This window comes from Streptomyces sp. x-19, assembly GCF_046549115.1.
GTDB classification, from domain to species: domain Bacteria; phylum Actinomycetota; class Actinomycetes; order Streptomycetales; family Streptomycetaceae; genus Streptomyces; species Streptomyces albulus_C.
In genome coordinates this window covers 783,808-810,238 of sequence record NZ_JAJPWK010000002.1, presented here as the reverse complement: position 1 = coordinate 810,238, position 26,431 = coordinate 783,808, and the positions used below count along the sequence as shown (strand labels likewise).

At 73.3% G+C, this 26,431-nt stretch carries 23 protein-coding genes and 1 tRNA gene; 13 read left to right on the top strand and 11 right to left on the bottom strand.

Translation table 11 applies throughout. From position 1 onward, the window contains the following. Positions 1-49: 49 nt before the first annotated feature. Positions 50-820 (bottom strand): DeoR/GlpR family DNA-binding transcription regulator, encoded by a 771-nt coding sequence (locus ACLJT4_RS08270; RefSeq protein ID WP_411121702.1) that lies wholly within the window; start codon positions 818-820, stop codon positions 50-52. A 322-nt stretch (positions 821-1,142) separates the two neighbouring features. Beyond that, on the bottom strand, positions 1,143-2,144 hold the full coding sequence (locus tag ACLJT4_RS08265; protein ID WP_411121625.1) for an RNA polymerase sigma factor RpoD/SigA: 1,002 nt from the start codon (positions 2,142-2,144) through the stop codon (positions 1,143-1,145). 184 nt (positions 2,145-2,328) lie between these two features. On the opposite strand from ACLJT4_RS08265, the gene ACLJT4_RS08260 reads away from it, so the two are divergent. Continuing rightward, a complete protein-coding gene (locus ACLJT4_RS08260) occupies positions 2,329-2,856 on the top strand; it encodes a GNAT family N-acetyltransferase (protein ID WP_411121624.1) in 528 nt (175 codons plus the stop codon). A 179-nt stretch (positions 2,857-3,035) separates the two neighbouring features. Continuing rightward, positions 3,036-3,620, top strand: coding sequence for a hypothetical protein (locus tag ACLJT4_RS08255; RefSeq protein ID WP_411121623.1), 585 nt, complete (start codon positions 3,036-3,038; stop codon positions 3,618-3,620). Positions 3,621-3,812: 192 nt separating this feature from the next. Here ACLJT4_RS08255 and ACLJT4_RS08250 read toward each other — a convergent pair whose 3' ends face one another. Then, positions 3,813-4,400 (bottom strand): pyridoxamine 5'-phosphate oxidase family protein, encoded by a 588-nt coding sequence (locus ACLJT4_RS08250; RefSeq protein ID WP_411121622.1) that lies wholly within the window; start codon positions 4,398-4,400, stop codon positions 3,813-3,815. Between the two features lie 378 nt (positions 4,401-4,778). Between ACLJT4_RS08250 and ACLJT4_RS08245 the strand changes: the two genes are divergently transcribed. Together ACLJT4_RS08245 and ACLJT4_RS08240 are read left to right on the top strand one after the other, a co-directional pair. Beyond that, complete coding sequence (locus ACLJT4_RS08245; RefSeq protein WP_411121621.1) at positions 4,779-5,831, top strand: questin oxidase family protein; 1,053 nt, start codon at positions 4,779-4,781, stop codon at positions 5,829-5,831. Between the two features lie 342 nt (positions 5,832-6,173). Beyond that, entirely contained in the window at positions 6,174-6,671 is a 498-nt protein-coding gene (locus tag ACLJT4_RS08240) for a MarR family winged helix-turn-helix transcriptional regulator (RefSeq protein WP_016575232.1), read from the top strand. Between the two features lie 156 nt (positions 6,672-6,827). On the opposite strand, the gene ACLJT4_RS08235 is transcribed toward ACLJT4_RS08240, so the two are convergent. Continuing rightward, entirely contained in the window at positions 6,828-8,357 is a 1,530-nt protein-coding gene (locus ACLJT4_RS08235) for an MFS transporter (protein WP_411121620.1), read from the bottom strand. A 258-nt stretch (positions 8,358-8,615) separates the two neighbouring features. After that, positions 8,616-9,266, bottom strand: coding sequence for a TetR/AcrR family transcriptional regulator (locus ACLJT4_RS08230; protein WP_411121619.1), 651 nt, complete (start codon positions 9,264-9,266; stop codon positions 8,616-8,618). Between the two features lie 268 nt (positions 9,267-9,534). On the opposite strand from ACLJT4_RS08230, the gene ACLJT4_RS08225 reads away from it, so the two are divergent. Both ACLJT4_RS08225 and ACLJT4_RS08220 read left to right on the top strand, forming a co-directional pair. Beyond that, positions 9,535-9,732 carry a hypothetical protein gene (locus ACLJT4_RS08225; RefSeq protein ID WP_411121618.1) on the top strand — a complete coding sequence of 66 codons (198 nt, stop codon included), beginning with the start codon at positions 9,535-9,537 and terminating at the stop codon, positions 9,730-9,732. Continuing rightward, entirely contained in the window at positions 9,720-11,168 is a 1,449-nt protein-coding gene (locus tag ACLJT4_RS08220) for a M6 family metalloprotease domain-containing protein (protein WP_411121617.1), read from the top strand. The genes ACLJT4_RS08225 and ACLJT4_RS08220 overlap by 13 nt, the downstream gene beginning before the upstream one ends. On the opposite strand, the gene ACLJT4_RS08215 is transcribed toward ACLJT4_RS08220, so the two are convergent. Then, positions 11,165-11,878 (bottom strand): TetR family transcriptional regulator, encoded by a 714-nt coding sequence (locus ACLJT4_RS08215; protein ID WP_411121616.1) that lies wholly within the window; start codon positions 11,876-11,878, stop codon positions 11,165-11,167. The two genes, ACLJT4_RS08220 and ACLJT4_RS08215, sit on opposite strands and share 4 nt — an antisense overlap. Positions 11,879-12,078: 200 nt before the next feature. Between ACLJT4_RS08215 and ACLJT4_RS08210 the strand changes: the two genes are divergently transcribed. The 5 genes from ACLJT4_RS08210 (at position 12,079) to recQ (ending at position 17,186) form a co-directional block, all read left to right on the top strand. Next, positions 12,079-12,243, top strand: coding sequence for a hypothetical protein (locus tag ACLJT4_RS08210; protein ID WP_411121615.1), 165 nt, complete (start codon positions 12,079-12,081; stop codon positions 12,241-12,243). Then, positions 12,240-12,539 carry a hypothetical protein gene (locus ACLJT4_RS08205; protein ID WP_411121614.1) on the top strand — a complete coding sequence of 100 codons (300 nt, stop codon included), beginning with the start codon at positions 12,240-12,242 and terminating at the stop codon, positions 12,537-12,539. Before ACLJT4_RS08210 ends, ACLJT4_RS08205 begins: the two co-directional genes overlap by 4 nt. Positions 12,540-12,616: 77 nt before the next feature. After that, positions 12,617-12,692, top strand: a tRNA-Arg gene (locus ACLJT4_RS08200). A 763-nt stretch (positions 12,693-13,455) separates the two neighbouring features. Beyond that, entirely contained in the window at positions 13,456-14,847 is a 1,392-nt protein-coding gene (locus ACLJT4_RS08195) for a S8 family serine peptidase (protein WP_411121613.1), read from the top strand. Positions 14,848-15,140: 293 nt separating this feature from the next. Next, complete coding sequence (gene recQ, locus ACLJT4_RS08190) at positions 15,141-17,186, top strand: DNA helicase RecQ (RefSeq protein ID WP_411121701.1); 2,046 nt, start codon at positions 15,141-15,143, stop codon at positions 17,184-17,186. 122 nt (positions 17,187-17,308) lie between these two features. Here recQ and ACLJT4_RS08185 read toward each other — a convergent pair whose 3' ends face one another. Both ACLJT4_RS08185 and ACLJT4_RS08180 read right to left on the bottom strand, forming a co-directional pair. Further along, positions 17,309-18,688 carry a sensor histidine kinase gene (locus ACLJT4_RS08185; protein ID WP_411121612.1) on the bottom strand — a complete coding sequence of 460 codons (1,380 nt, stop codon included), beginning with the start codon at positions 18,686-18,688 and terminating at the stop codon, positions 17,309-17,311. After that, positions 18,685-19,380 (bottom strand): hypothetical protein, encoded by a 696-nt coding sequence (locus ACLJT4_RS08180; protein ID WP_411121611.1) that lies wholly within the window; start codon positions 19,378-19,380, stop codon positions 18,685-18,687. The genes ACLJT4_RS08185 and ACLJT4_RS08180 overlap by 4 nt, the downstream gene beginning before the upstream one ends. A gap of 276 nt (positions 19,381-19,656) precedes the next feature. On the opposite strand from ACLJT4_RS08180, the gene ACLJT4_RS08175 reads away from it, so the two are divergent. Continuing rightward, complete coding sequence (locus ACLJT4_RS08175; RefSeq protein ID WP_411121610.1) at positions 19,657-19,941, top strand: hypothetical protein; 285 nt, start codon at positions 19,657-19,659, stop codon at positions 19,939-19,941. A 57-nt stretch (positions 19,942-19,998) separates the two neighbouring features. On the opposite strand, the gene ACLJT4_RS08170 is transcribed toward ACLJT4_RS08175, so the two are convergent. After that, positions 19,999-20,958, bottom strand: a complete 960-nt coding sequence (locus tag ACLJT4_RS08170; RefSeq protein ID WP_411121609.1) for an isocitrate lyase/phosphoenolpyruvate mutase family protein — start codon at positions 20,956-20,958, stop codon at positions 19,999-20,001. 63 nt (positions 20,959-21,021) lie between these two features. Here ACLJT4_RS08170 and ACLJT4_RS08165 point away from each other — a divergent pair, with 63 nt between their 5' ends. Further along, positions 21,022-21,804 carry an ArsR/SmtB family transcription factor gene (locus ACLJT4_RS08165; protein ID WP_411121608.1) on the top strand — a complete coding sequence of 261 codons (783 nt, stop codon included), beginning with the start codon at positions 21,022-21,024 and terminating at the stop codon, positions 21,802-21,804. 68 nt (positions 21,805-21,872) lie between these two features. Here ACLJT4_RS08165 and ACLJT4_RS08160 read toward each other — a convergent pair whose 3' ends face one another. Together ACLJT4_RS08160 and ACLJT4_RS08155 are read right to left on the bottom strand one after the other, a co-directional pair. Then, entirely contained in the window at positions 21,873-23,402 is a 1,530-nt protein-coding gene (locus ACLJT4_RS08160; protein ID WP_411121607.1) for a hypothetical protein, read from the bottom strand. Positions 23,403-23,638: 236 nt separating this feature from the next. Beyond that, on the bottom strand, positions 23,639-26,356 hold the full coding sequence (locus tag ACLJT4_RS08155) for a D-alanyl-D-alanine carboxypeptidase (protein ID WP_411121606.1): 2,718 nt from the start codon (positions 26,354-26,356) through the stop codon (positions 23,639-23,641). Positions 26,357-26,431: the final 75 nt, after the last annotated feature.

Sequence of the window (26,431 nt, the reverse complement as noted above, 5' to 3'; positions counted from 1 at the left end):
GTCGCGGTCGGGGTGGTGGCAGCGTGGCGGGCGGGCCCGTGGGGCGGCGTCATGCGCGGACCACCTCCGTGCCGGCGCGTTCGATGGCGCGGGCGTCCTCGGGGCTCAGCCCGGTGTCGGTGATCAGCAGGTCGACGTCCGCGAGGTCGCCGAAGCGGGCGAAGTGCTGCTGTCCGAACTTGGCGGAGTCGGCGAGCAGCACCACCCGGCGGGCCGCGGCGATCAACGCCCGCTTGACCGCGGCCTCGGCGAGGTCGGGCGTGGTCAAGCCGCCGTCGAGGGAGAAGCCGTTGGTCGCCAGGAAGAGCACGTCGGCGTTGATCTCCCGGTAGGCGCGCAGCGCCCAGTCGTCGACCGCGGCCCGCGTGCGGTGCCGGATCCGGCCGCCCACGAGGTGGAGGGTGAGGCCGGGGTGGTCCGCCAGCCGCGCGGCGACCGGCAGGCCGTGGGTGACCACGGTCAGTTCGGCCTCCAACGGGATCTCCGCGGCGAGCCGGGCCGCGGTGGTGCCGGCGTCGAGGATCACGCTGCCGGGGCCCTCGCCGCCGGGCAGTTCGGCCAGCGCGGCCCGGGCGATGCGCTGCTTCTCGTCGGCGGCGACCGCGTCCCGCTCGGCGAGGTCGGGCTCGAAGTCCAGGCGGCCGGCCGGGATGGCGCCGCCGTGCACCCGCCGGACCAGGCCGGCGCGGTCCAGCGCCTTCAGGTCGCGCCGGATGGTCTCGGCGGTGACCTGGAACTCCTCGGCGAGGGAGAGCACGTCGACCCGCCCGCCTTCACGGGCGAGCCGCAGGATCTCTTGCTGGCGCTCGGGTGCGTACATCTGTGTCTGTGTCCGTTCCATGCCCGAACCTGTGGTTTCACCGGGATGCTACGCCCACACCCTCCCCAAGTAAACAGATACGGGCATCCCATCGGACCCAAACGGGCATGATCGCGCGCTATGGACCCACCACCCGGGCCTCCCACGGACGGACTCGGGCACCCCGTGGACCCGCCCGGCCACCCCCGTGGACGCAAAGGAGCCCCGACGCCGTCACGGCACCGGGGCTCGCCCAAAAAAACACCCGCACCCAGGACCGACGTCACCGCCGGCCCGGTATCACCGCGGGCCCGGCATGCGGGCCCGCCCCGGTGGACGCGACTCAGGCCGCCGCGTCGAACCCGGTGTCCCGCGCCATCCGCTTCAGCTCCAGCAGCGCGTGCTTCTCGATCTGGCGGATCCGCTCACGGGTCAGACCGTGCTGCTTGCCGACCTCCGTCAGCGTCCGCTCACGGCCGTCCTCGATGCCGTAGCGGGCCTTGATGATCGAGGCGGTGCGCTGGTCGAGGCGGTCGATCAGGTCCTCCAACTCCTCGCTGCGCAGCAGCGTGAGCACCGACTGCTCGGGCGAGGCCGCGGAGGTGTCCTCCAGCAGGTCGCCGAACTGGGTGTCGCCGTCGTCGTCGACCGACATGTTCAGGCTGACCGGGTCGCGGGCCCAGTCCAGGACGTCGGTGACCCGGGCCGCCGTGGAACCCAGCTCGCCCGCCACCTCCTCCGGCTCCGGGTCGCGGCCGTTCTCGCGGTTGAATTCCCGCTGCACGCGGCGGATCCGGCCCAGCTCCTCGACGAGGTGGACGGGCAGGCGGATCGTGCGCGACTGGTCGGCGATGGAGCGGGTGATGGCCTGACGGATCCACCACGTCGCGTAGGTCGAGAACTTGAAGCCCTTGGCGTAGTCGAACTTCTCGACGGCGCGCACCAGACCGGCGTTGCCCTCCTGGATCAGGTCGAGCAGCGGCAGGCCGGAGCGGGGGTAACGGCGGGCGACGGCGACGACGAGGCGCAGGTTGGACCGGATGAAGACGTCCTTCGCGCGCTCGCCCTCGGCGGCCAGCGCTTCCAGCTCCGCACGCTCGGCACCTGCGGCGTTGCCCTCGGTGATCTCGCCGTCCAGGATCTGCTGGGCGTAGACGCCCGCCTCGATGGTCTGGGACAGCTCCACCTCCTTGGCGGCGTCGAGCAGCGGCGTGCGCGCGATCTCGTCGAGGTACATGCCGACCAGGTCGCGGTCGGCGATGTCTCCGCCTACTGCGCGAACGCTGTTGGCCTGGCCAGAGCCGGTGGTGCTGGCCTGACGACGGGCGACGGCACGGGTTGCCATGCGGATGCTCCCTTAGCGCTGAGTCGGTCGCGGGACAGTGGAGCGGGTCGTCGGCCTATGGACCGTGTGGCCAACCGGCTGACCCGTCCGAAGGAAACAACGGCTGGAATCCGGACAGAATTCCCAAGCCGTTCCTCAATTTTTCTGATCATGCAGTACCCTGCGCCGTCACGAGGGAGGGCAGATGTCGCCTGAGCGCGGGGAAGTGCAGGTCAGAGCGGGCGCCGAGACGGACCTCACGGCCCTTACGGATCTTTACAATCACTACGTCCGTGAGACGGCCATCACATTCGACACGGAGCCCTTCAGCCCCGACCAACGTCGCCCGTGGTTGCTCTCCCACCCCAAAGACGGTCCGCACCGCCTTCTGGTTGCGCAGTCCGCAGGAGAGGGGAACGGTTCCCTCCTCGGCTACGCGACCAGCAGCGCCTTCCGCCCCAAGGGCGCGTACGCGACCTCCGTGGAGACGACCGTGTACTGCGCGCCGGAGGCCGGCGGCCGGGGCGTCGGCACGCTGCTGTACCGGGCGCTCTTCGCGGCGCTGGCCGACGAGGACGTGCACCGCGCCTACGCCGGGATCGCCCAGCCCAACGAGGCGTCCGTCCGGCTGCACGCCCGCTTCGGCTTCCGGCCCATCGGCACGTTCACCGAAGTCGGGCGGAAGTTCGACCGCTACTGGGACGTGTCCTGGTTCCAGAAGGACCTGCGGTAGGCGTTCCCGAAGGACCCGCGGTGGGCACGGGACGGAGCGGCGAACGCCGCGGCGCCTCGCGGGCCGCTCCCGTCCGACCCGCGGAGCCGCTCCGGTCGCCGGCCGGGCCGCTCCGGTTGCCGGCGCCGGTGCCCGGGTGTCGCCTGGACAGGAAGAAGGGCGAACGAGAGGAGCCCGTCATGGACCAGCACGCGCACGGCGACCAGCCCGCCCGCCGGGGTGAACCGTCCGGCGCCCGGGCCGCCCGCTCGCACGGCGCCGTCGAGCCGGAGCACGGCGCGTCGGCCACCGGCCCCGCCGCGGACTCAGCCACGGGGCGCTCCGTCACCGACAGGATCCGGCGCGCCCCGCTCACCGTGACCCTGCCGGTCATCGCGGCGCTCTGCTTCGGCTGCTACACGATCTGGATGGACCACACCAACGGGGCCAAGGGCGGCCAGGCCGCGCTCCTCGGGCTGATCGCGGCGGTGGTCACCGGGATCCTGGGCCTCACGTTGACGCACTTCCAGTCGAGCATGCTCACCGAGACCCGCGCCCTGGCCTACGCCGCGCTCTTCGGGGCGTCGATGGGCTGGCTCTACTCCCTCGGCGGCAGCCGGCCGTCGGTGCTGACTTCCGTGGGGTGGGGCATAGGGATGTTCTTCGTGATGTTCCTCGTCTCGCTCTACGTCTTCCGCACCCACCGCACGCGCGAACCGCACGGCCTGCACCGCCCCCACGAAGCACACGCGGCCGGCCGCAACCGCCTGCACGCCGCACACTGACCGCACCGGAGGCGGCACCCCCAACCCGCTTGACCTCAAACGCAGTTGAGTTCCTAGCCTCCTCCCCATGACACCCACACCCGCGACCCCACCGGCATCCGCCCCGGGCTCCGGCCCCACACACCCGCCGGAGCCCGACGGCACGGCACCGTCCCCGCCCGCCGACCCGGTCTTCACCCCGGAGGAGCGCGCCTACCTCGCCGGCCAGCCGCTCGCCCGTCTGGCGACCACGGGGCCCACCAGCACCTCCGGATCCTGCGACGTCCGTCGCAACGTCCGCAGCTGCCGGCCCGGCCGCCAGACCTCCAACTTCATGAACGGGGCCTCGACGGACGTCCGCACCACCTCCGTCAGCAGCGCCCGGAACAGCTCGAACGGCTCCGGCGGCTGCACCGCCGCCGCGTACCGCGCCTTCAGGCCCGGATCGCCCACCTCGACCACCCGCCCGGACACCCGCACGTCACCACCGGCCAGGTCCGTCCCGCCGCCGGGGTTGCCGTGCAGTGCGAAACGGGGGTCCCGCCGCAGGTCCTGCACCTTGCGCGAGCCCGCCATCATGCCCAGCCACAGCTCCCCGAAGCGGAAATCCGCCTCCAGCCCCGTCAGCCGCGGTGCGCCGTCCTTCCGCAGCGTGGCCAGGACGTGGTGCCGGTGCAGCCCGAACCGCTGCCGCACCAGCGCGGCGAACTCCGGCGCCGCCGCCTCCACGGCCGCCCAACCGACCGCCTCACTCTCGGCCCCCGCTCCGCCCCCGGTCCGTCGTGCGCTCTCACTCGTCATGCCGTCCAGGCTCCCGCCCATACCCGACACCCCCTGACCGGATTCCGGTCCCGATTCCCGCCCCGATTCCCGTCCGGAATCCCGTCCGGAATCCGCATGCAGAATCCGCCTCCGCGCGCCCGGGCCCCCGCGCGCCCCGCACCAACCCCCTTCCGCAGCCCTCCACTTCAGCGTCGCACCCACCACTGACAACGCCCCGCCGCACCGCCGGCGTCCCTGCTCGCGGCCCCTCGGCGGCCCCCGCCCGCCCGCCGGCCGTGCCGCGCCCCCGCCACGGCCCCCGTGCGCCGTAAGACCAAGGCCGTAGTCCCACCGGCCGGTTGGGGATCCGCCCGCGGCCCGTTACCCGGTCCCGGGGCCCGGTCCTAGCCTCGGGCCATGGATACGACGAGCGGCACACTCGACGAAGCCCTGGAACGCCTCCACACCACCGGCCCCGAGTTCAACGGGTTCCTCAGCAATCACGGTCCGATGGCCGTGGAGGCCCTCGTCCGGCACGGCCAGGTGCGCACCGTCCACCGCTGGCTCGACGACTACGCCACCCGGCTGGAGGACGTACCGAGCGCGCAGACCACGATCACCGAAGCCAACTGGCAGGAGGCGCTGGGCGATCCGCGCCGGGTCACCGACTGGACCGCGCACCTGACCCGCCAGGTCGCCGAACGCCCCTGGCGGGAGGTGCTCGCCGAGTGGTGGCCCCGACTCCTCCCCGGCATCGCGGGCGCCGCCACCCACCCGGTGATCCGCGTCGGCCACGCCGTGCGCACCCTCCTGGAACAGGGCGAAGAGGAGCCGCGGAGCGTGGAGTTGGCGCACGCCCTCGGCTACTGGGCGGCCCGCCACACCACGCTGCCGGTGTCCGTGCGGCCGAGCGGCACCGGCACCCCCGACGACGTGCTCGCCACGCTCCCGCACGTAGCCGACCAGCGGACGTCGGTCGTCAACGGACTGGCCCAGCTCCCCGGTACGCAGGGCTGGCTGGCCGCCGCCGAGTCGCTGCGCGCACCGCAGGGGCCCGAGGACGCGCGCGAGCAGCTGGCCGCGCTGGTGCGGGCCGCCACCCACCGGTACCTGGACTACGGCCACGGCGACGCGGTCCTCCTGGTGCACGCGGCCACCGCGCCGAGCGCGGTCCTGCGCACCCTCCCGGCGCTCCCCCGCGAGCTGTGGGCGCCCTCGCTCGGGGCGGCCTGGACGGCGAGCGCCGCGCTCACCTCCGTCTACAGCCCCGACGCTCCGTTGCCGGCCCTCAAGGCCGGGGCGCTCACCCCGGAGGAGGTCTTCGAGCGGGCCGCCGCGCACGGCGACGCGCACGCGATCAAGCTGACCGACACCGCCCTCGACGTGGCGTCCTGGACCCCGGACGGCGACGACCGCGCCCTGCTGGCCGCGCTCCGGTCCCTGGAGTTGATCACTCCGGGCGAGGACTGAGCGCGCCGGGGGCGCACCGGCGCGCTCCGGACGTCCGGAGCGCGCGGGCGGAGCGCGCGGGCGGAGCGCGCCCGGACGGCGCCCCGGCCGAGAAATGGTTTCGACATTAACGACATAACGGCGCTACGGCGTCACACTGGCGGTATCCGACCGCCCCGCGACGAGGGCCGTCCCACCGCGGGGCGCTCACACCTGCGGCCGACCCGGTTCCCCCGCGCCCGGATCCCCGCGCCCCGCCCGTTCGTCGACACCGGGCCCCTCCGACCGGAAGAAGGCCGTTCTCAGCCGAACCCGTATTGTTAAATATTAAATAATTCGCGTGGCGGTGAGAGAGTGGATGGCATGAGCAACGAATCCGCGACCGAGCCGCGCTGGCTCGACGACGAGGAGCAGCACGCCTGGCAGGCGTACCTCCACGCCACCACGCTCCTGGAGGACCACTTGGACCGCCAGCTCCAGCGTGATGCCGGGATGCCGCACGTCTATTACGGCCTGCTCGTCCAGCTTTCCCGCGCGCCGCGGCGCCGGATGCGGATGACCGAGCTGGCCCAGAACGCCAAGATCACCCGGTCCCGACTCTCCCACGCCGTCGCCCGCCTGGAGAAGAACGGCTGGGTCCGGCGCGAGGACTGCCCGTCCGACAAGCGGGGCCAGAACGCCCACCTCACGGACGAGGGGCTGCGGATCCTGGAGAAGGCCGCCCCCGGACACGTCAACGCGGTCCGGGCCGCGATCTTCGACCGCCTCACCCCGGAACAGATCGGCCAACTCGACGCGATCTGCTGCGTGATCGCCGACGGCCTCCAACCGCAGGGCGCCGACCTCCCCTGGCTCCGCTGAGCGTCAGCGGAACGAGGGGAGGCCGGCGCAGCGCCACGCGTTCGGATGGTTTCGGGGCGTGTGGGAGCAAGGGGGCGCAGCGGCCGCGCCGGCCGCCCGACGCCGCGCCGGTGCCGGCGCGGCGTCGTCCCGCGGGCCCCGCCCGCCGTCCCGCCCTCAGTGCACCAGCACCGGGACCTGCGCCGCCTCCTCGGCGCCGGCCGACGCGCCCGCACCGTCGTCCGACGACGCCTTCGGCGAACCGCCGCCGGGCCGCCCGGTGTTGATGAAGGTGAAGGCGATCACCGCCGCCAGGGCCAGGATGCCGACCGCCCACCAGATGGCGGAGGTGTAGCCGTGCACCATCGACTGGAGCTTGAGCAGGTCCGCCGAGCGGGCGCCGGCCGCGTGCGAGGTGGCGTACGCGGTGGTGGCGCTGGCCGCGATGGTGTTCAGCAGGGCGGTGCCGATCGCGCCGCCCACCTGCTGCGAGGTGTTGACCATCGCGGAGGCGACGCCGACGTCCCGCGGCTGGACCCCGTGCGTGGCCAGCGACATGGCCGGCATGAACGCCGTGCCCATGCCCAGGCCCATCAGGACGAAGCCGGGCAGGATCAGCGCCGGGTAGGACGTGTCCAGGTCGATCTGGGTCAGCACCAGCATGCCGAGCGCGGCGACCGTGAAGCCGGGCGCCATCAGCAGCCGCGGCCGCACCCGGGTCATCAACCGGGCGCCGATCTGCGTCGAACCGGTGATCATGCCCGCGACCATCGGGAGGAAGGCCAGACCGGTCACGACCGGCGTGTAGCCCTTCACGATCTGCAGGTAGTAGGTCAGGAACAGGAAGAGACCGAACATGCCGATCACGGCCAGGCCCAGCGACGCGTAGACGCCCGCGCGGTTCCGCTCGGCGACCACCCGCAGCGGCAGCAGCGGCGCCGCCACCTTGGACTCGACCACGACGAACGTCAGCAGCAGCACGGCCGCCGCGGCGAACAGCCCCAGCGTCGCGCCGGCCAGCCAGCCGTCCGACTCGGCCCGGGTGAAGCCGTAGACCAGCGAGACCAGGCCGAGCGTCGCCAGGATGACGCCGGGCACGTCCAGCCGGGAGGAGTTGCGGCCCTCCGCGGGCTCGCGGATGACCAGCGCCGCGCCGGTCGCGGCGACCACGGCGAACGGGATGTTGACGAAGAACGTCCAGCGCCAGTTCATGTACTCGGTCAGCACGCCGCCGAGGATCAGGCCGACCGCGCCGCCGCCACCGGCGATCGCACCGAAGATGCCGAACGCCTTGGCGCGCTCCCGGGCCTCCGTGAACGTCACCGCGAGCAGCGACAGTGCGGACGGCGCCAGCAGCGCACCGAAGGCGCCCTGCAGCGCCCGCGCGCCCAGCAGCATGCTCTCGTTGAGCGCGGCCCCGCCGACCGCGGAGGCCGCCGCGAAGCCGATCAGGCCGATGACGAAGGTCCGGCGCCGGCCCCACAGGTCGGCGATCCGCCCGCCGAAGAGCAGCAGCCCGCCGAAGGCCAGCGCGTAGGCCGTGATGACCCACTGCCGGTTGGCGTCGCTGATCCCCAGGTCGTCCTGGGCGGAGGGCAGCGCGATGTTCACGATCGTCGAGTCGAGGACGACCATCAGTTGCGCGAGGGCGATGAATATCAGCGCTTTCCAGCGCCGGGGATCGACGGGCGAAACGGTTTCAGGCATGACGGGGTCCACCTAGTGGTGCGTAACGGAACAGAGGTGACGAACGGGGCGGAACTAAGGGAACTAAGGAACTGCGGAACTGCGGAACTGAGGAGCTACGGAGTCGTGCAGTCGTGGACTGGCGCGGACGGAAGATCGGGAAGCGGGCGCACACCCGCAGGGGAACGGAAACGGACGACGACGTCCCGACGGAGGACGCCGGAGGCCGGGGGCTCGACGGGCCGGTCGGTCCGGCCCGCTCGCCTCAGCCGCCGCGGCTCACGAGCAGCGGTGCCTCAGGTCCTCCAACGTCACGGCGCAACCGGGCAGTTCGGACCGGCCGGGGGCCCGTAGGCCGTCCAGGAACAGCTGGAGGTGCCGGTGCGCGAACTTGTCGAAGTCGAGACAGCCACTGCCCGGCAACGGACGCGTGAGCTGGGTGAGCGCCACCATCAGGTCACCGACGGCGATGTCGGCGCGCAGTTGGCCGCCGTCGCGCGCGGCACCCATGACGGCCTCAATGGCCGCGTCCAGGCGCCCGCGCGCCGCGAGCAGATCGGGATGGGCCGGGTCGAAGCCGTCGGAGAGCAACGGGCACAACGCACCGATCCGCTCCTCCACCGCGTCGTGGACGAAGCGCCGCAGCGCTTCAAAGGCATCCGACTCCTCGGCGAGGGCACGCTCCGCGCGGTCCGCGATACGGGACATGACGGAAAGCGTGACGTGGTGGATCAACTCCCGGCGATCCGTGAAGTGACGATAGAGCGTCGCATTGCCGACACCCGCACGTCGAGCGATTTCATCGAACGGCACCTCGGCCCCGAATTCGACCATCGTCTCCCGCGCGGCAGCGATGATCCGCTCCCGGTTGCGCACCGCATCGGCCCGCAGCCGCGGCTGCACGCTCTTCACCCGCACCTCTCCGGACACGTCGGCACACTCCCTTCGTACGCGCCACACCCACGAAACCGGGGAGCTACTCCCCACTTCGCCCAACACCACGTACAAACGGGGATCGGCTCCCCGGATATTTCCCACCCGCCATGTGACGTGGAGCACAAGCGGTCGCGCCTGCGGGCCCCGACGCGCGCCGACCATCCCTCCGCACCACCCCGGCCCTCCATTTGACGCATCCCCACGCGCGGGCGACCATCCACCGCCGCAGGCTGAGCAGCATGAGGCAGAAGGCATCCGCCCAATGACCCGAACGGTCCGCCCGCACCCCGGCCCGGGCCACGCGCACACCGGCCCACGCCGCACGGCCGCCGGCCCGCCCCCCATGGCCGCCGGCCCGCACGAGGCGGACGCCCGCCCGCACCACGCCGCCCCCGCCCCGCACCCCGCGCACACCGGCACGCCCGAGGCCCCCTCCGAGGCATCCCCATGCGCCCCCTGACGCACCGGCTCCGCGCCGCCCTGGCGACGACCGCCACCTGCGCGGCCGCCACCATCGCCCTGACCACCCCGCGCTACGCCACCGCCGCACCACCGCCCCCCGGCACCCAGCCCGCCACACCGCCCACCGCCCCCGCCCGTCCGACCGCCGCGGCCACCACCGCAGCCGCGGCGACAGCCACCACGATCCCCGGCACCACCGCCCCCGCACCCCCCGTCGCGCCCCGTCCCCCCGTCCCCCCGGCGCCACCGACCCCGCCGGTCCCCCCTGGCGCCCCCGCCGCCGTTCCTCCCGGCGCACGCCCCACCGGCCCCTGCGCCCTCCCCGGTATCAGCGACGACGTCGCGGAATCCGCCCCCACCCCCGCCGCCTTCGCCCACGCCACCGGCACCGTCCGGGCCCTCACCCTGTTCGTTGACTTCCCGGACGCCCCCGCCGCCCTCTCCCCCATGGCCCGCTTCGCCGAGTTCTTCCCGGCCGTCACCGACTACTTCCGCACCAGCTCGTACGGGCGGCTCTCCTACGTCCCCAAGCCGCTCTTCCGCTGGATCCGCATGTCACGCCCCCTGGCGGCCTACGGCGTCACCCGCGGCGCCACCTTCGATCCGTCCTCGGACCGCGGCTACCACGCCCTCTCCCGCGAACTCGTGCACGCCGTGGACCCGTTCGTGGACTTCCGCAACTACGACATCGTCAACGTCATCGCGTCCCCCAACGCCGGCCCGGCCGCCACCCACACGGTCCTGTCGGTCACCTTCAGCGGTGCCGACCTCGGCCTCAAGAGCAGCCGCGGCGCGCCGTTCCGGAACGTCTCGTTCATCTGGAGCCGGCAGACCGGCCTGAGCGCCTTCCGCGTCCTCAACCACGAGAACGCCCACTCCTTCGGCCTACCGGACCTCTACTACACCGACGGGCGGAGCGGTTCGACGCCGGTGGGGCACTGGGACCCGATGGACGAGGACTGGGGGCCGACCAACGACTTCCTGGGCTGGCACAAGTGGAAGATGGGCTGGCTCGCCCCCGGCCAGGTGCACTGCACACCGGCCGGCGGAAGGCCCACCGAGCACGTCCTCACGCCGATCTCCACCCCCGGCGGCACCAAGATCGTCGTCATCCCGACCGGGCCGCACACCGCCTTCGTCGTCGAGGCCCGGGCCAGCGGCCTGCTGGACCCGATCGTCTGCCGCCCCGGCGTCCTCGTCTACCACGTGGACACCAAGGTCCCCACCGGCCGCGCCCCGCTCCGCGTCGTCGACGCCACCCCGCACAGCCGCGGCTGCTACACCGACGCCCGCTACGTCGAGGCGGACCTGACGGACGCCCCGTTCCGCCCCGGCGAGACCTTCACCGACCACACCAGCGGCGTCACCGTCACCGTCCTCACCGAGAACACCGACGGCACCTACCGCATCCGCACCACCCCCGCCCACCACTAACCCTCGGACGGCTCCGCGGAACCGGACGGCCCGGACCGCCCGTACTCCGCTTCCGTCCCCGGCGCGGGCGCCCGCCCCTCCTCCCCCCAATGCCGTCGCCCGAGGCTGATCAGCCGCAACTGCCGCCGGGCGCGCCACACCACCCGCTCGGCCGCCTCCTCGCCGCCCTCCTCCCGCGCGTCGAGCAGCTCCGCCGCGGTCGTCACCAGCCGGTCGACGTACAGCTCGGCCAGCATCCGCACGTCCTCGTCCCGCCAACCGGCCGACACCGGCTGGGTCTTGAGCGCCGCGGCGACCTCCGCCGCGAACCGGTCCAGCTCCCCGGCGATGGCGTGCCGCACCGCCCGCACCCCACCCCGCCGCTCGCGGGCCACGAACCGCACGTGCGCGGGGTGTTCGCGCACATGCCGCTCGACGACCGCGATCGTGCGGTCTATCCGCTCCTCCGCGGCGTCCTGCTCGGCGAGGATCGCGCGCACCATCACGTGCAGGCTGCCCAGCGCCTCCTCGACGAGCGCGACGCCCAACTCCCCCAGGTCCCGGAAGTGCCGGTAGAACGCGGTCGGGGCGACCCCCACCACCCGGGTCACCTCGCGCAGCCCGAGGCTGCTCAGGCTCTGCTCCTCCAGCAGCCCGAGCGCCGCGTCCAGCAGCGCCTGACGGGTCTTCTGCTTCTGCGCCTGCCGGACTCCACCCACACTGTGACTCATGTCATCCAGTAAACAACCGTTCTCCGAAGCAATCCACCCGCCCCCGGTCGTACACTGAAGAAGTCAGTGAACAACTGTCCTCTCAATTTTCGAGAGCCCGGAAATCCCTGACCCCGCAACCCCAAACCCTTCGGCCGACTCCACCGCGGACCCCACACCGGACCGCCCACGAGCCGGAACCGACCCCGGAAAGGCAGACCATGCTCTTCCTCGTCGCAGCCCTCCTCCTGATGGGGATCGCGCTGGGCACCGCGGCGCACCTCCCCGTCCCGGTCACCCTCGTCGCCGCCGCGGTCATCGCCACCTGGCTACTCGTCTTCTCCCTGCGCGAACGCCGCCGCCACACCGAGGGGAGCCCCCGATGACCACCCTCACCACCACGGGCACCACCACGCCCCCGGCGCAGCGCCCCACCGCACCCCGCCGCTCCCCCCAGGCCGACGGCATGGCCGTCGCCTCCTTCGTCCTGGGCCTCGTGGGCACCCTGGTCCTCAACATCGTCCTGGGCCCCTGCGCCCTGGTCCTCGGCACCCTCGCCCTCACCCGCGGCACCACCCGCCGCGGCCGCGCCCTCCTGGGCCTCACCCTCGGCGCCGCCGACCTCCTCCTCCTGGCCGCCCTCACCGCCACCGACGGCACCCTCAGCTGGCACCTCGGCTAACCCACCACCCCGGCACACCCCCGTCCCCAACCCACCATCCGCTACGCTTATCGCCGGATCGGCTCACCCCGATCCCCGCCTCCGTAGCTCAGGGGATAGAGCACCGCTCTCCTAAAGCGGGTGTCGCAGGTTCGAATCCTGCCGGGGGCACCAGTGGAAGGCCACCTACGAAAATTCGTAGGTGGCCTTTGGCGTCCATGCCCGACATCGCGGCAGGTGGCCGACGGCTGGGGCCACGTATGTTGCCCGCCCCGGCACGGCGATCACTTGCCATGCCAACTTGGCTGCACTGACAGGCGCGTTGAGGCGTTGTGACGCCGTCACGTGCCGCGCCACGTCAGCCCCGTGCGGACCGGCCTGCCGGGTGCCACGAGCGGGCAGGTGGGCGCGTCTGCTGCGGGCTCGTCGCGTTGGCTCTCCGGCCTCTGTGCCACGCCCACGACGGGGTCCAACGGCACACGGTGGACGGGTACTTCCGAGCGGCCGAGCCCTTCCGGGATGCCGGCGGTACGGACGTTCCCGGCGGCCGTACCCAGCGGGAGCGGTGCCCTCACTGTGAACCGTGGCGGCCCCGGCGCGCGTGAGCGGGATCTCGTGCCAACGGCGGCAAGGACCAAGGGCCATGTGCGACAAGGTCGGGAAGCGCTGCGATCCGGAAGCGCTGTCCGGGTCTCGTACGTCGTCGGGCCGCTTCCGGGCAGTCCGAGAGCGCTCGTGGGTGACCTCGGCGGCTGGATTGCGCGGCCCTTCCGCACGTCGGGGGGCGTCGTGGCACGCAACCCTCGAATCGGACAAAAGTGGCAAGCAACACATCAGTGAGAAGTCGCACAGGGGTAAGTGGTTGTTCTGCGCGCGGCCTCGGGGTGGAATCGCCGCAACTGTCGAGTGGGGGTCTCACCGTGCAAGGGGAATGATCATGCGCAGAGTTCGTGCGCGTCGCCGCATCGCGGCCGCAGCCGTCGGGGTCACCACCCTCACCAACATCGCACTGATGTCCCCCGCCCTGTCGGGTTCCGCGATCGCCGCACCGGTGCATGCGGGGCATTCGGCACGAGGGGTCAAGGTCGTGCCGGCCGCGGCCGGGGAGCAGTCGGGGAACACGGCCCACGGGTTGCTGACCACCGCGCAGTGCCAGGCGAAGTGGCAGATCTCCTGTTACTCCCCGAACCAGTTCCGGCAGGCGTACAACCTGAACCCGCTCTACCAGGCGGGAGTCACCGGCAAGGGGCGCACGATCGTGATCGTGGATTCCTTCGGCTCGCCGACCATCCAGCACGACCTGGATGTCTACAGCTCCCGGTTCGGCATGAAGAGCACCCCCGTCGACGTGGTGAAGTGGGGCAACGTCCCGCGCTTCGATTCCACCAACCCCGACCAGGTCGGCTGGGCCGGGGAGACCACCCTCGACGTGGAGATGGCGCACGCCGTCGCCCCGGACGCGCACATCGTCCTGGTGGAGTCCGGGGCCGACCAGAACGGGGACGGCACCACCGGCCTGCGGGAGATGATGGACGCCGAGAAGTCGCTCATCGACCGCGGTGTGGGCGATGTGATCAGCCAGAGTTTCGGCGCGACGGAGAACACCTTCCCCGGCTTCCGCAACGGTGACTTCTCCAGCATCGAGAACCTGCGGTACGCCTTCAAGGACGCGGCCCAGCACAAGGTGACCGTCCTCGCCGCCTCCGGCGACGGCGGAGCCACCAACACCACCGCGAGCGGCAACGGGGACTACCCGTACAGGGTCAACGCCTGGCCCTCCTCCGACCCGCTGGCCGTCTCGGTCGGCGGCACCCAGCTGCACCTGGACGCCAAGGGTGACCGCATCGCTCCGGACAGTGTCTTCAACGACGAGGGCGCGAGCGGCGGCGGCCCGTCCCACGTCTTCGCCCGCCCCTCGTACCAGTCCGGGGTCGAGCAGGTGGTCGGCGACCACCGCGGCACCCCCGACGTTTCGATGTCCGCCGCGCTGAAGGGCGGCGCATGGGTGTACTCCAGCTACGACCCGAAGCGGGTCGGCTGGGGGGTCTACGTCGGCACCAGCGAGGCCAGCCCGCTCTTCGCCGGCATCGTGGCCCTGGCCGACCAGGTCGCCGGACACCGGCTGGGTGACATCCACCAGGCGCTGTACGCGCTGTCCGCCCGGCCCGCGCGGAACCCGTCCACCGGGGTCGTGGACGTGAAGGACGGCACGAACAACAGCTACGCGGGAGTCACCGGCTACACCGCGGCGAAGGGCTACGACATGGCGACCGGCGTCGGCACGATCGACGCGGCCCGCTTCGTCCCGGCCCTCGCCAAGGAGGGCTGAGGGCGTTCGCGTCGGCGGGGAGCGGGCGCCCGTCGCGGACCGACGGGCGCCCGCTCCCGTGGCTGACGCTCCCCACACGGCGGGCACGCCCGGCGTGTGGGGGCGATGTTCGGGCCGGCCGGGCGGGCGGTGGGATTTCCCATACGGCCGGGTGCGGCGCCGGGCGTGGGGCGGGCGGTGGCGGGTGACGGGCGGCGGGGAGTAGGTGGAGTTGTCCACAGGGTCGGCGGCGGGTGGGGCGGAGCTCGTACGCTTTCGGAGTGGTTCCGGCGGACGTGGGAGTGGTCGTGGGCGTGGAAGGCGACGTGGACGTGGACGTGGCGAGTGGCCCGGAGGCGGGCGAGGCGGTGCAGACGCTGCGCCGGGTCTTCGGGTACGACGCGTTCCGCGGGGAGCAAGAGGAGATCATCGAGCAGGTGATCGGGGGCGGGGACGCCGTCGTCCTGATGCCCACGGGCGGGGGGAAGTCGCTGTGCTACCAGATCCCCTCGCTGGTGCGGCCGGGTGTCGGGGTGGTCATCTCGCCGCTGATCGCGTTGATGCAGGACCAGGTCGATGCGCTGCGGGCGCTGGGGGTGCGGGCCGGGTTCCTCAATTCGACGCAGGACTTCGAGGAGCGGCGGCTGATCGAGGCCGAGTTCCTCGCCGGCGAGCTGGACCTGCTGTACCTGGCGCCGGAGCGGCTGCGGGTCGAGCAGACGGTGCAGTTGCTGGACCGGGGGAAGATCTCGCTCTTCGCCATCGACGAGGCGCACTGCGTGGCGCAGTGGGGCCACGACTTCCGGCCCGACTACCTGATGCTGTCGATGCTGCACGACCGTTGGCCGGACGTGCCGCGGATCGCGCTGACCGCGACGGCGACGAAGGCGACGCACGAGGAGATCACGTCCCGGCTGCGGATGGACGGGGCCCGGCACTTCGTGGCGAGCTTCGACCGGCCCAACATCCAGTACCGGATCGCGGCCAAGAGCGAGCCCAAGCGGCAGCTGCTGGAGCTGCTGCGCGGTGAGCACGCCGGGGACGCGGGCATCGTGTACTGCCTGTCCCGCGCCTCGGTGGAGAAGACCGCCCAGTTCCTGGTGGACAACGGGATCGACGCGGTGCCTTACCACGCGGGGCTGGACGCCCGGGTACGGGCGGCCAACCAGGCGCGGTTCCTGCGCGAGGACGGTCTGGTCGTGGTCGCCACCATCGCGTTCGGGATGGGCATCGACAAGCCCGACGTGCGGTTCGTGGCCCATCTGGACCTGCCGAAGTCGGTCGAGGGGTACTACCAGGAGACCGGTCGCGCCGGCCGCGACGGCCAGCCGTCGACGGCCTGGCTGGCGTACGGGCTGCAGGACGTGGTGCAGCAGCGGAAGATGATCGACGGGTCGGAGGGGGACGACGCGCACCGGCGCCGGCTCTCCGCCCATCTGGACGCGATGCTGGCGATGTGCGAGACGGTGGAGTGCCGTCGGGTGCGGCTGCTGGCGTACTTCGACCAGGAAAGCGGTCCGTGCGGCAACTGCGACACCTGCCTCACGCCGCCGCAGACCTGGGACGGGACGGTGTCGGCGCAGAAGCTGCTGTCGACGGTGGTGCGGCTGAAGCGGGAGCGGGGGCAGAAGTTCGGGGCGGGGCAGATCATCGACATCCTGCTCGGCCGCAAGACCGCCAAGGTCATCCAGTTCGACCACGACGGGCTGAGCGTCTTCGGGATCGGGGACGACCTGCGCGAGGCCGAGTGGCGGGGCGTGGTGCGTCAGTTGCTCGCCCAGGGACTGCTGGCCGTGGAGGGGGACTACGGGACGCTGGTGCTCACCGAGTCCAGCGGTGAGGTGTTGCGCGGGCAGCGTCAGGTGCCGATGCGGCGGGAGCCGGAGAAGGCGGCGCGGGCGGCCAAGGCGAAGTCCAAGGGCAAGCGGGCGCCGGTGGACCTGCCGGAGGAGGCGCTGCCGGTCTTCGAGGTGCTGCGCGGCTGGCGGGGTGCCACGGCCAAGGAGCAGGGCGTCCCGGCCTACGTGATCTTCCATGACGCGACGCTGCGGGAGATCGCGACGGCCCGGCCGACGAGCCTCGCCGAGCTGGGCACGCTCACCGGAGTCGGTGAGAACAAGCTCGCCAAGTACGGGGAGCAGATCCTGGAGGTGCTGGCCGACGGGCCGGCCCCGGCCGAAGCGGCGGGAGCGGCCGAAACGGCGGGAGCGGCGGGAGCGGGCACGCCGCGCGCGGCCGGGCCGGGCGCGGCGGCTCCGGCCGGCGCTCCCGCCGGTGCGACCTCGGCCGGTGCCGCGCCGACGTCCGTGTTCGAGGAGGACGAGGCGCTGCCCGAGCCGCCGGACGACATCGACTGGTGAGGCGGGGCACGGGCGCACCGCTCGCCGGACGCGACGCGGGCGCCCCCCTCACGAGCCGAGCGGCCAACGGGCGGACGGCGGGCGGACCGCCGGCGGGCTGAGGGGTGCGGCAGTCGGCCCGCTCAAGGCGTCGCCCGGCCGCCCGGGCGGCCGGGCCGCTCCGTAGGGGGCTGCGGTGGGAACGTCAGGAGGGCGTGGGCGCCGCCGTCGGGGGCGTTGCCGAAGTGCAGGTCGATGCCGAGGACGGCGGCCTGTCCGACGGCGATGGTCAGGCCCAGTCCGTGGCCCCGGCCCCGGCCCGGGACGTCCGTGCGGAAGCGCTGCGGCCCGTGCTGGAGCAGGTCGGCGGGGAAGCCGGGGCCGTGGTCGCGCACGGCGATGGTCGGGGTGCCGTCGGGCGGCGCGTCGACGGTGACCGTGACCGGGGGCCGGCCGTGCCGGTGGGCGTTGAGGACGAGGTTGGCGAGGACGCGGTCCAGGCGGCGCCGGTCCGTTTCGACGACCGTGTCGGCGTCGATCCGCACCTCGGCGTCGAGACCGGTGGCGCGCACGGAGCGCAGCACGAGCGGGCCGAGTTCGTAGGCGGCGAGGTCGGCGTGCTCGGTGCCGGAGTCCAGGCGGGAGATCTCCAGCAGGTCCTCGGTGAGCCGGTGCAGGGCCCGCAGCCGGTCGTTGATCATCTCCTTGGGTCGGCCCTCGGGGAGGAGTGCGGCGGAGGCGAGGATGCCGGTGAGCGGGGTGCGCAGTTCATGGGCGACGTCGGCGGTGAAGCGCTGTTCGGCCTGCAGGCGGCTCTGCAGGGTGGCGGCCATGGAGTCCAGGGCGGCCGCGACGGCGGCCACCTCGTCCTGCTCCGCCCCGTCGCGCCGCCGTTGACCTGCGGATTCGTCGACCCTGGCGTCCAGGTCGCCGGCGCTGATCCGGCGGGCGACGGCGGCCGTGGTGGCCAGCCGGCGGCTGATGTGCCGGGCCAGGAAGAGTCCGGCCGCGGCGACGGCCGCGGCGGCGAGGACGGCCGAACCGAGGATCGCGGTGTCGAACTTGTCGAGGCTCCAGCGGGTGTTCCCGTAGGGCGACCAGACGGCCATGATCTGGTCGTCGGCGGGCGCCGCGGCCCACATGACGGGCTGCCCGCGGTAGCTGCCGACCATGCTGCCGCGCCGCCCGCGGTGCACCAACTCCCTTAGTTCCGAGGGGAGTTCGGGGGGATCGAGGACCGAGTTGATGCCTTCGCGGGAGGTGCCGTACTCGAAGAGGTCCAGTGCGGTGTCGAGGTCCGCGCGGGTCTCCTTGCGTACCTGGCCGACGGTCTGGCGGGCGACCGCGTTGTGCACGAGCGCCCCGAGGACGGCGGCGACCGCGCAGCACACCGCCGTCACGGTGAGCGAGATCTTCCAGCGCAGGGAGACCGCCGGGCGCCAGCGGAGGGGGAGCGTCGGCCACCGGCGGCGGGGACCCGCCGGGCGTCGGCCCGGCGGTTCGCCCGGGCGGGGGCGCGTCACGGGGGCCCCACTGCCGGGGCGGCGCCGGACGTGGTGGGTTTGGGCTTGTGGGCCAGGTCGAGGGTGAGGTCCCACAGGCCCATCGAGTTCCCGTCCCAGACGTAGTCGGTGACGCTGACGTAGCGCGGGTCCTTGGTGGGCTCGCGGATCGCCAGGTGGCCGGCCGCGAGTTCGACGCCGGCCAGTACGCCGCGCAGCGCGAGGATCCGGGTGACCACCGTCTTGCGGACGGTGTAGACGCGCAGTTCGCTGGTGCGGCGGTCGACGTCGACGACGGCGATCAGATCGGGTTTGCCGTCGTCGGTGAGGTCGTGCAGTTCCGGGCGGCGCACGGAGCCGGGCGCGGGCGGGGCGGCCCCGGACGCGGCGAAGTCCGCGTCGAGGACGGCGAGCGGATCGGCGTGCCCCATGTCGCCGCTCGGGATGCGGGGGAGCTCGGGGAGCGGCTTGAGGGCGGCCGGGTTCTCGTTCTCGCGCAACGGGGCGGGCGAGTTCCGCGGCCAGAGGTCCAGCGGCGCGGTGACCTGCCGCGCCCGCCCCTCGTCCTTGAGGCCCTCGGGGCTGGCGCATCCGGCGAGGAGGATCAGGAGCGCGGCGGCGAGGACGAGGGGTCGCGCGCGGGCACGGGGAACGGGCGCCGGGGTACGGGTGTGACCGACCGGCGAGCTCCCTGCGGGGCAAAATGCGGACATAACCTGACCAAGCTACCCAAGGTGTCGGGGTAGGGAATCTTCGGGACGACCGTTCCGGCGGCGGCTCGCCCCGTGCGGCGCACCGGGACGTCGGCCCGGCTCGCGGCCGGCACCCCGGGGCGACGCCGCCCCCGACCGCGTCGTCACAGGAATGACAGCAGAGGTGGGGCTGACTGTTACACAACATACGGATCGCCGTTATGGACCCTCCGTAGCGTGATCACCCGTTACCGCGTCCTCAGGGCGGCCGCCGGCCGCCCCCGTCAAGGAGTAGTCATGCGTGGTCAGCGCCGTTCCGTGATCCGTACCGCCACCGTTGCGACCGGTGCGCTGGCCGTCCTGCTGCTGCCCGCGGGCGCCGCGTTCGCCGCCGACTCGACCGCGCCGACGGAGACCCGGACCTCGATCATGCTCCCGGACGACGGGCTGGCCGGCCTCGCGGAGAAGGCCGGGCACCTGCCGAAGGCCGGCATCCTCGGCGGCGCGGCCGCACTGGGCGCGGCGAGCGTCGGCATCGCGGTGCAGCGGCGGCGGAACGAGCCCGCGGACCGGTCCCGGTAACCACCCGGCGCCCGCCCCGCCCGCGCCCCGCCGACCGGCGCGCCGCACACCGACGCGCTACGCCTCCCCGCGCTCCCCCGCACCCCGGCCGTCCCCGACGTCGCCGCTGCCGCCGGTCAGCCGCTGCACCTCCCCGTAAGCGAGCGCGTCCGCGCAGGCCGGCGGTTCCCCCGCGCCACGGACCGGCGCGCCGCCAGGCCGCCCGCCGCCCGCGCGGATCGCGTCCGCGGCCGCGCAGGCCGCCCCCAGGGCCGTACGGAACAGCAGCGAGCCGGTGCTGATGCGGCGCACGCCCAGGTCGGCCAGGCGGCGGACGGTGTGCCGGCCGGGAGCGAACAGCACGTTCAACGGCGCGGCGATGCCGTCCACGAGCACCGCGAGGTCCGCGTCGGCGGTGACGCCCGGCACGAAGACGCCGTCCGCCCCGGCGGCCAGATAGGTCTCGGCCCGGGCGAGCGCCTCCGACAGCGGCGGCGGGGTGTCCACCAACCAGTGCGTGTCGATGCGGGCGTTGAGGAAGAGACCCGGCGCGCACTCCTTCACCGCACGGATCAACTCCGCCTGGCGGGCCGGGTCTTGCAGCCCACCGCCGCCGGGGAGCCCGTCCTCCAGATTGATTCCGGCGGCGCCGCACTCCGCCAACTCCACTGCCAGAGCTGCTACTTCATCGGGCTCGGCGCCGTAACCGCCCTCGATGTCGACGGTGTACGGGCAGGGCAGCCGGCCGGCGAGCCGGCGCGCCAGGGCGAGCGTGGCGTCCCGGACCTCGGGCAGCGCCCGGCCGTCCGGATGGCCGTGCGCGGCCGCGACGCCCAGGCTGGTCGTGCCGATCGCCGGGTGACCGGCGTCGGCGAGGGCGAGGGCCGAGGCGCTGTCCCAGGCGTTGGGGAGCAGGAGGGGGTGGCCGGGACGGTGGTGGAGCGCGTGGAAGGCGGCGGGGTGCGGGTCGGTGCCCGGCGTGACGCCCGCGTGCCGGCCGTCGCCGGTGCCCGCGCCGCTGTGCGTGTCGGTGGTCATGGGCGCACCGTAGGCCGGCGACGTGTCGGTGGTCGCCGAAGCATCGCCGCGGACAATGGGCGTATGACGTCGCCGAAACGGACCGCGCAACGGACCGGGCCCGGACCGACCGCCCCGTGGCGCCCCGCTGTGGCGCCCGACCACAGCCACGAGCTGGCCCGGCTCGCCGCGCTGCTGGCGGACCGCACCCGGGCCGCGTTCTGCCTGGCGCTGCTCGACGGGCGGGCCTGGACCGCCGGGGAACTCGCCGGGTACGCGCGGGTGGCGCCCTCGACCGCCAGCGAGCATCTGTCCCGGCTGATCGCCGGCGGGCTGCTCGTCGAACGGCGGCAGGGCCGGCACCGCTACGTCCAGCTCGCCGGCCCGCGCGTGGCCGAGCTGCTGGAATCGGTGACCGCGCACCTGGACCCGCCGGCCGGGCCGCCGCGCGGGCTGCGGGCGGTCAACGCCTCGGCCGCGCTGGCCCGCGGCCGGACCTGCTACGACCACCTGGCGGGCCGTCTCGGCGTCACCCTCACCGACACCATGACCGCACGCGGCCTCCTGGACCAGGAGGGCGGTTTCGCCCTCACCGACACCGGCCGGGAGTGGTTCGCGGACGCCCTCGCGGTCCCTGCCGACGCCCTGCGCGGCGGCCGCCGCCCGCCGGCCCGCGGCTGCCTGGACTGGACCGAACGCCGTCAGCACCTCGCCGGCACGGCCGGCGCCCGGCTCTGCGAACGGCTGCTGGAGCGGCACTGGATCCGCCGGATCGGGACCGGCCGGGCGGTCCGCCTCACCTCCGAGGGCAGCAGCGCGCTGCGGGAACTGCTGGGCATCGACGGGCAGGCGGCCGGGCTGGTGTGAACCGGCCGAGGACGGACGACGGCCCCGGACCGCCGCGGCCCGCCTCCACCGGCCCGCGGCTCCGGGCGTCAGCAGCGGCCGCCGCCGCCCGGCCCGCCCACCCGCACGTACAGCGTGACCTCCGCGCCCCGCACCCGGGTGCGACGGCAGACCACGAACGCCGAGCGCAGCGTGGCCCGTTTGGCGATCTCCTGGTCGTTGGTGTCGGCCGGCTGCCCGGCCGGGTCCCCGGCGACGACGATGCGGCGGCTGGCCAGCATCCGGTCGCGGATCTCGTCGCCGGACAACTCCGTGCCGTAGAGGGTGCGGGAGGCCACCGGGTCCCGGTCCAGGGCGAGGTCGGGCAGTCCGCGGAAGTCGTGCGGCCGGGTCGCCCGCCAGATCCGGCGGCGGGACGGCGTGAAGAGCAGCCCGTCACCCGGTTCGGAGATCTGCCGGACGGCCTGGGCGACCGCGGTGACGTCGTCGACCCGGCTGTCCGGACTGCGCAGGTGGACGTCCACCGGGAGCAGCGCGGCCAGGACCAGCGCCACCGCCGCCGACCGCCGCAGCCGCCGGGCGGGCGTCTGGCCCGCCACGCCGGCCGGCCGCAGCAGCCGGGCCGCCGCGGCGCCCGCGACCAGCGCGAACCCGACGACGTAGTAGAGGACGTAGCGGTCCACGTAGGCCGGCTCGACGTTGGACAGGAGCAGCAGCAGGACCGTCGGCAGGAGCAGCAGCGCCAGGCCGAGGGCGCGCAGTCCGATCGGGCCGCGGGAGCGCACCGGGACGCGGGCGCAGAGGCAGCCGAGGACGGCCAGCACGGCGAAGGTGAGCAGTTGCAGCGGGTCCGGCCACATCAGCCAACTGATCTGGTCCGACTGGCTGGTGCTGAAGACGGCGAGCGGGGCGAGGACGGCGAGCACGGTGCCGGCCGCGAGCAGCCAGGCGCGCCGGGTCCGGCGCGGCAACCGGGCCAGGGCGACGGCGGCGCCGTGCGCGGGCAGCGCCAGCGACGCGAACTCGTGCAGCAGACAGGCCAGCACCATCAGCGCGGTGTACCCCCACCACAACGCGCGGCGCGGTCGGGTCCCGGCGACCAGCACGAGCAGGTACGACGCCCAGACCACCAGGGCGCAGACCAGCGCGTACGAGCGGCCCTCCTGCGCGTACTGCTGGACGACCGGGACCAGCGCGAACGCCAGCCCCGCGCACAGTCCGGCGCACCGTCCCACCAGGCGCTCGCCCAGCAGGGCCACCCCGGCGGCGGCCGCCGTCATGGCCACGGCCGACGGCAGCCGCAGGCCGATCACCGCGCCGAGGGCGTCGCCGAGGGTGGCGTCGTAGACGGCGAACCAGCAGTGCATCAGCGCGTAGTACAGGCCGTGCACGACGTCGACGTGCAGCAGCGTCGCCGCGAGGTCGGGCAGGCCGCGGTGCGCCATGTCGTAGGTGACCGCCTCGTCGCGCCAGACGGCGTCCTGGCGGCGGATGCCCCACGCGCTCAGGAAGAACATCAGCCCCGCCGGCACCAGCACCACCGCGCTCCGCGCGGCCCACGCGGAGCGCGCGGCGACGGAGCGGGCGCCGGACCCGTACGCCGGGTGCCCCGGGGCCACCGAGGCCGCCGGGGCCCCGTTGGACGACCCGAACGCCCGGGCCGCCCGGTGCGGCTGCGACGGCTGGTGCGGCTGCGGCGCTTGCGGGGCGTCGATGGCGGGCTCCGGTCACATCGGGGGCGGCGGCCGGCCGCCGGGAGCGGCCGGGGGAACGGTCCGGCGCGGACCGGACGGACGGAAAAACGGCCGGACGGCCGGGGGATGTGAAACATCCGCCCGACCGTCCGGCCGTGGACTCACCCCAGTCGGGTCAGCTTCGCCCCGAAGGTCGGGTTGCTCAGGGCCGACTGGAGCGCCACCGGCACCTTCTGCTGGCTGGCGCCGTTGCCGACGGTCAGCTCGCCGACGACGGTCCCGGCCGCGGCCTCGTGCGGGATGGTCTTGCCGTCACCGCCGATGCTCAACTGCAGCTTCTGGCCCGGGACTCCGACCGCCTTCAGGTCCTTGGTGGCGACGACCGGCGTCAGCGTGCCCAGACCGTCGTCGACGTAGCCGACGACCTGCCCCTTCTGCACCGCCGTGGCCGAGTTCAGTGCGTCGCGCACCGCCTCGATGACCTTCTTGCTGTTGCCCTTGACCATGGTCAGGCTGTTGGAGGCGTTGGGGTCCAGCCCCTTGAAGTGCTGGTCCATCATCGTGCCCAGTATCAGGCGGTCCTTGCCGTCCACCGTCTTGTACGCGGCCCAGGACAGGGTGCCGCCGGCCGCCGTGCTGGAGCCGGTCTTGATGCCCTTGACGCTCAGCCCCGCCAACAGCAGGTCGTCGTTGTTGTTGTTGATCCGCTCCGGCAGGCCCGGGATCTCGGCGTTGGGCATGGCGACGATCGGCCGGAACGCGTCGAACTTCATGACGGCCTCGGCGAGCTTGATCTGGTCGACGGCGGTGCTCACCGTCTTGGGGTCCAGGCCACTGGGGTCCGTGTAGGTGGTCTTCGTCATCCCCAGGTCCTTGGCGGCGGCGTTCATCTTCTTGACGAACGCGGCCTCGTCGGCGGACTGGGTGTCCCAACGGGCGAGCAGCCGGGCGATGTTGTTGCCGGACGGGATCATCAGCATCTTGAGCATGTCCTGCTCGCTGAACTTCTGCCCCGCCTTGAGCCCCGCGATCCGCGACTCGCTCTCGGAGTTGCCCTCCTGGACCGCCTTGTCGTCGACCTGGACCTGCGGACCCTTGTCGTTCTTGTCCTTCAGCGGGTGGTCCCGCAGGATCACGTAGGCCGTCATGATCTTGGCGACGCTGGCAGTCGGCACCGACTTCTGCTCACCGAACGTCCCGACCTCGCCGGAGCCCACGACCTTCACCGCCGCCTGCCCCTTCTCGGGCCACGGGATGGAGAGCTTGCCGCCCGCGAAGGTGAACGAGGACTTGGCGTCCCCGAGGACCAGCGTCGGGGCGGGCAGCGGACGCACCGCCTGGACCACCATGAAGACGATCACCAACAGCACCGCCAGCGGAGTCCAGATCTTGAACCGTCGGACGACGGTGCGCATCGGAGTCTCGGGCGGCGGCGGGGTGTTGGTGAGCTTCGCCAGGAGGTCCAGCGGCGGCAGCGGCTCCTGTCGGGTCCGCTCGGCATCGGCCTCGGACGCGGACGCGGCGGGCGCGGCGGCACCGGCGTCGGGCTTGCCGTCCGGCTTGGCCGGCGCGGCCGCCGGCATCGCACCGGGAGCCTTGCCCGGCCCCTTCTCCGGCGCCTTGTCCGACGCCTTGTCCGACGCGTCGCCGGACTTCCCGCCTGACTTCCCGCCCGCGGCGGCACCCTTGTCGGCGGTCTTGTCGGCGGTCTTGTCAGCGGCCTCGTCGGCCGCCTTCTCCTGACCCTTGTCCGCGTCGTCCGCGCCGCCGCCGGGCTTGCCGAGCGGCGCCTTGGGCGCGGTCTTGCCGATCGAGCGCTCCGCCGAACCGTCGTCCGACGACTTCAGCGCCACGAACTGGCTGGTCCGCTCGGCGTCCCGCTCGACCGCGGCGGCACCCTTGGCCTTCGCCCCGGCATCCTTGGCGTCGGGCTTCTCGTCGGCTTTCTTGGCGTCGGCCTCGGCGCCGTTCCCGTCGGCCTTCTTGGCGTCGCCGGCCTTGGGGTCGGTGTCCGTGCCCAGCTTGAAGACGGCGGTCGGCTGGTCGGCGGGCGGTTCCGCCGCCTCCTTCTCGGACGCCTCGGACGCCTCGGACTTCGCGGCCTTGGCTGTCTTCGCAGACTTCGCAGACTTCGCAGCCTTCGCAGTCTTCGCTACGGCAAAGACCCGCGTCGCGTCGTCGGCCGGCTCCTCCTCCGTGCTCTCGCCGGCGCCCTTCGGGTCCATCGTCTTGAAGACGGCGGTCGCCCGGTCCACGTCCTCCGCGTCGTCGGCCGGCGCGCCCTTCTCCTCGGGCGCGCCCTTCTCCTCGGAGGCGGCCGGCTTCCCCGACTTCTCGGGGGCGGCCAGCGCCTTCTCCTCGACGGTTCCGGCCTTCGCGCCCGCGGACGCACCGGCCTTCACACGGCCCGCACCAGCCTTGGCCTTCCCTTCACCCTCAGCATCGCCCTCCGTGGCCGTCTGAGCCGCCTCAGGCGCCTCCTCGGGCTTCTCGGCGGGCTCGGCCCCGTCCGCCTCCGCCGACGCGTCGGGCTTCGCCGTCCCGGACGCGCCCTTGCCGGACGCCTTCTCCGCACCGGCCGCCTTCACGCCGGACGCCTTCGCCCCGGCCGCCTTCACCCCGGCCGCCTTCGCCCCGGAAGTCTCCGCCTCGGGCGTCCCGTTGCCGTTGTCGTCGCCGTTGCCGGAAGCCCCCTCCTCGGGCGCCTTCCCCGCCCCGTCGTCCCCGGAGCCGTTCCCGGCCTTCTCCGCGCCGCCCCGATTCCCCCGCTCGTCGCGGAGGATCGACAGCCGCGGGTCCCGTTCGGTGCGCGCCGTCTCCCCCGACGACTGCTCCTTGCCCGACTTCTTGTCCGACTTGTCGGGGGACTCGCCCGCCACCGATGTCTCCTTCACTACGTCGCACTGCCCTGCCTGGTGCCATCTGGTACCGAACGGAACCAGTGTTGCCAAGTC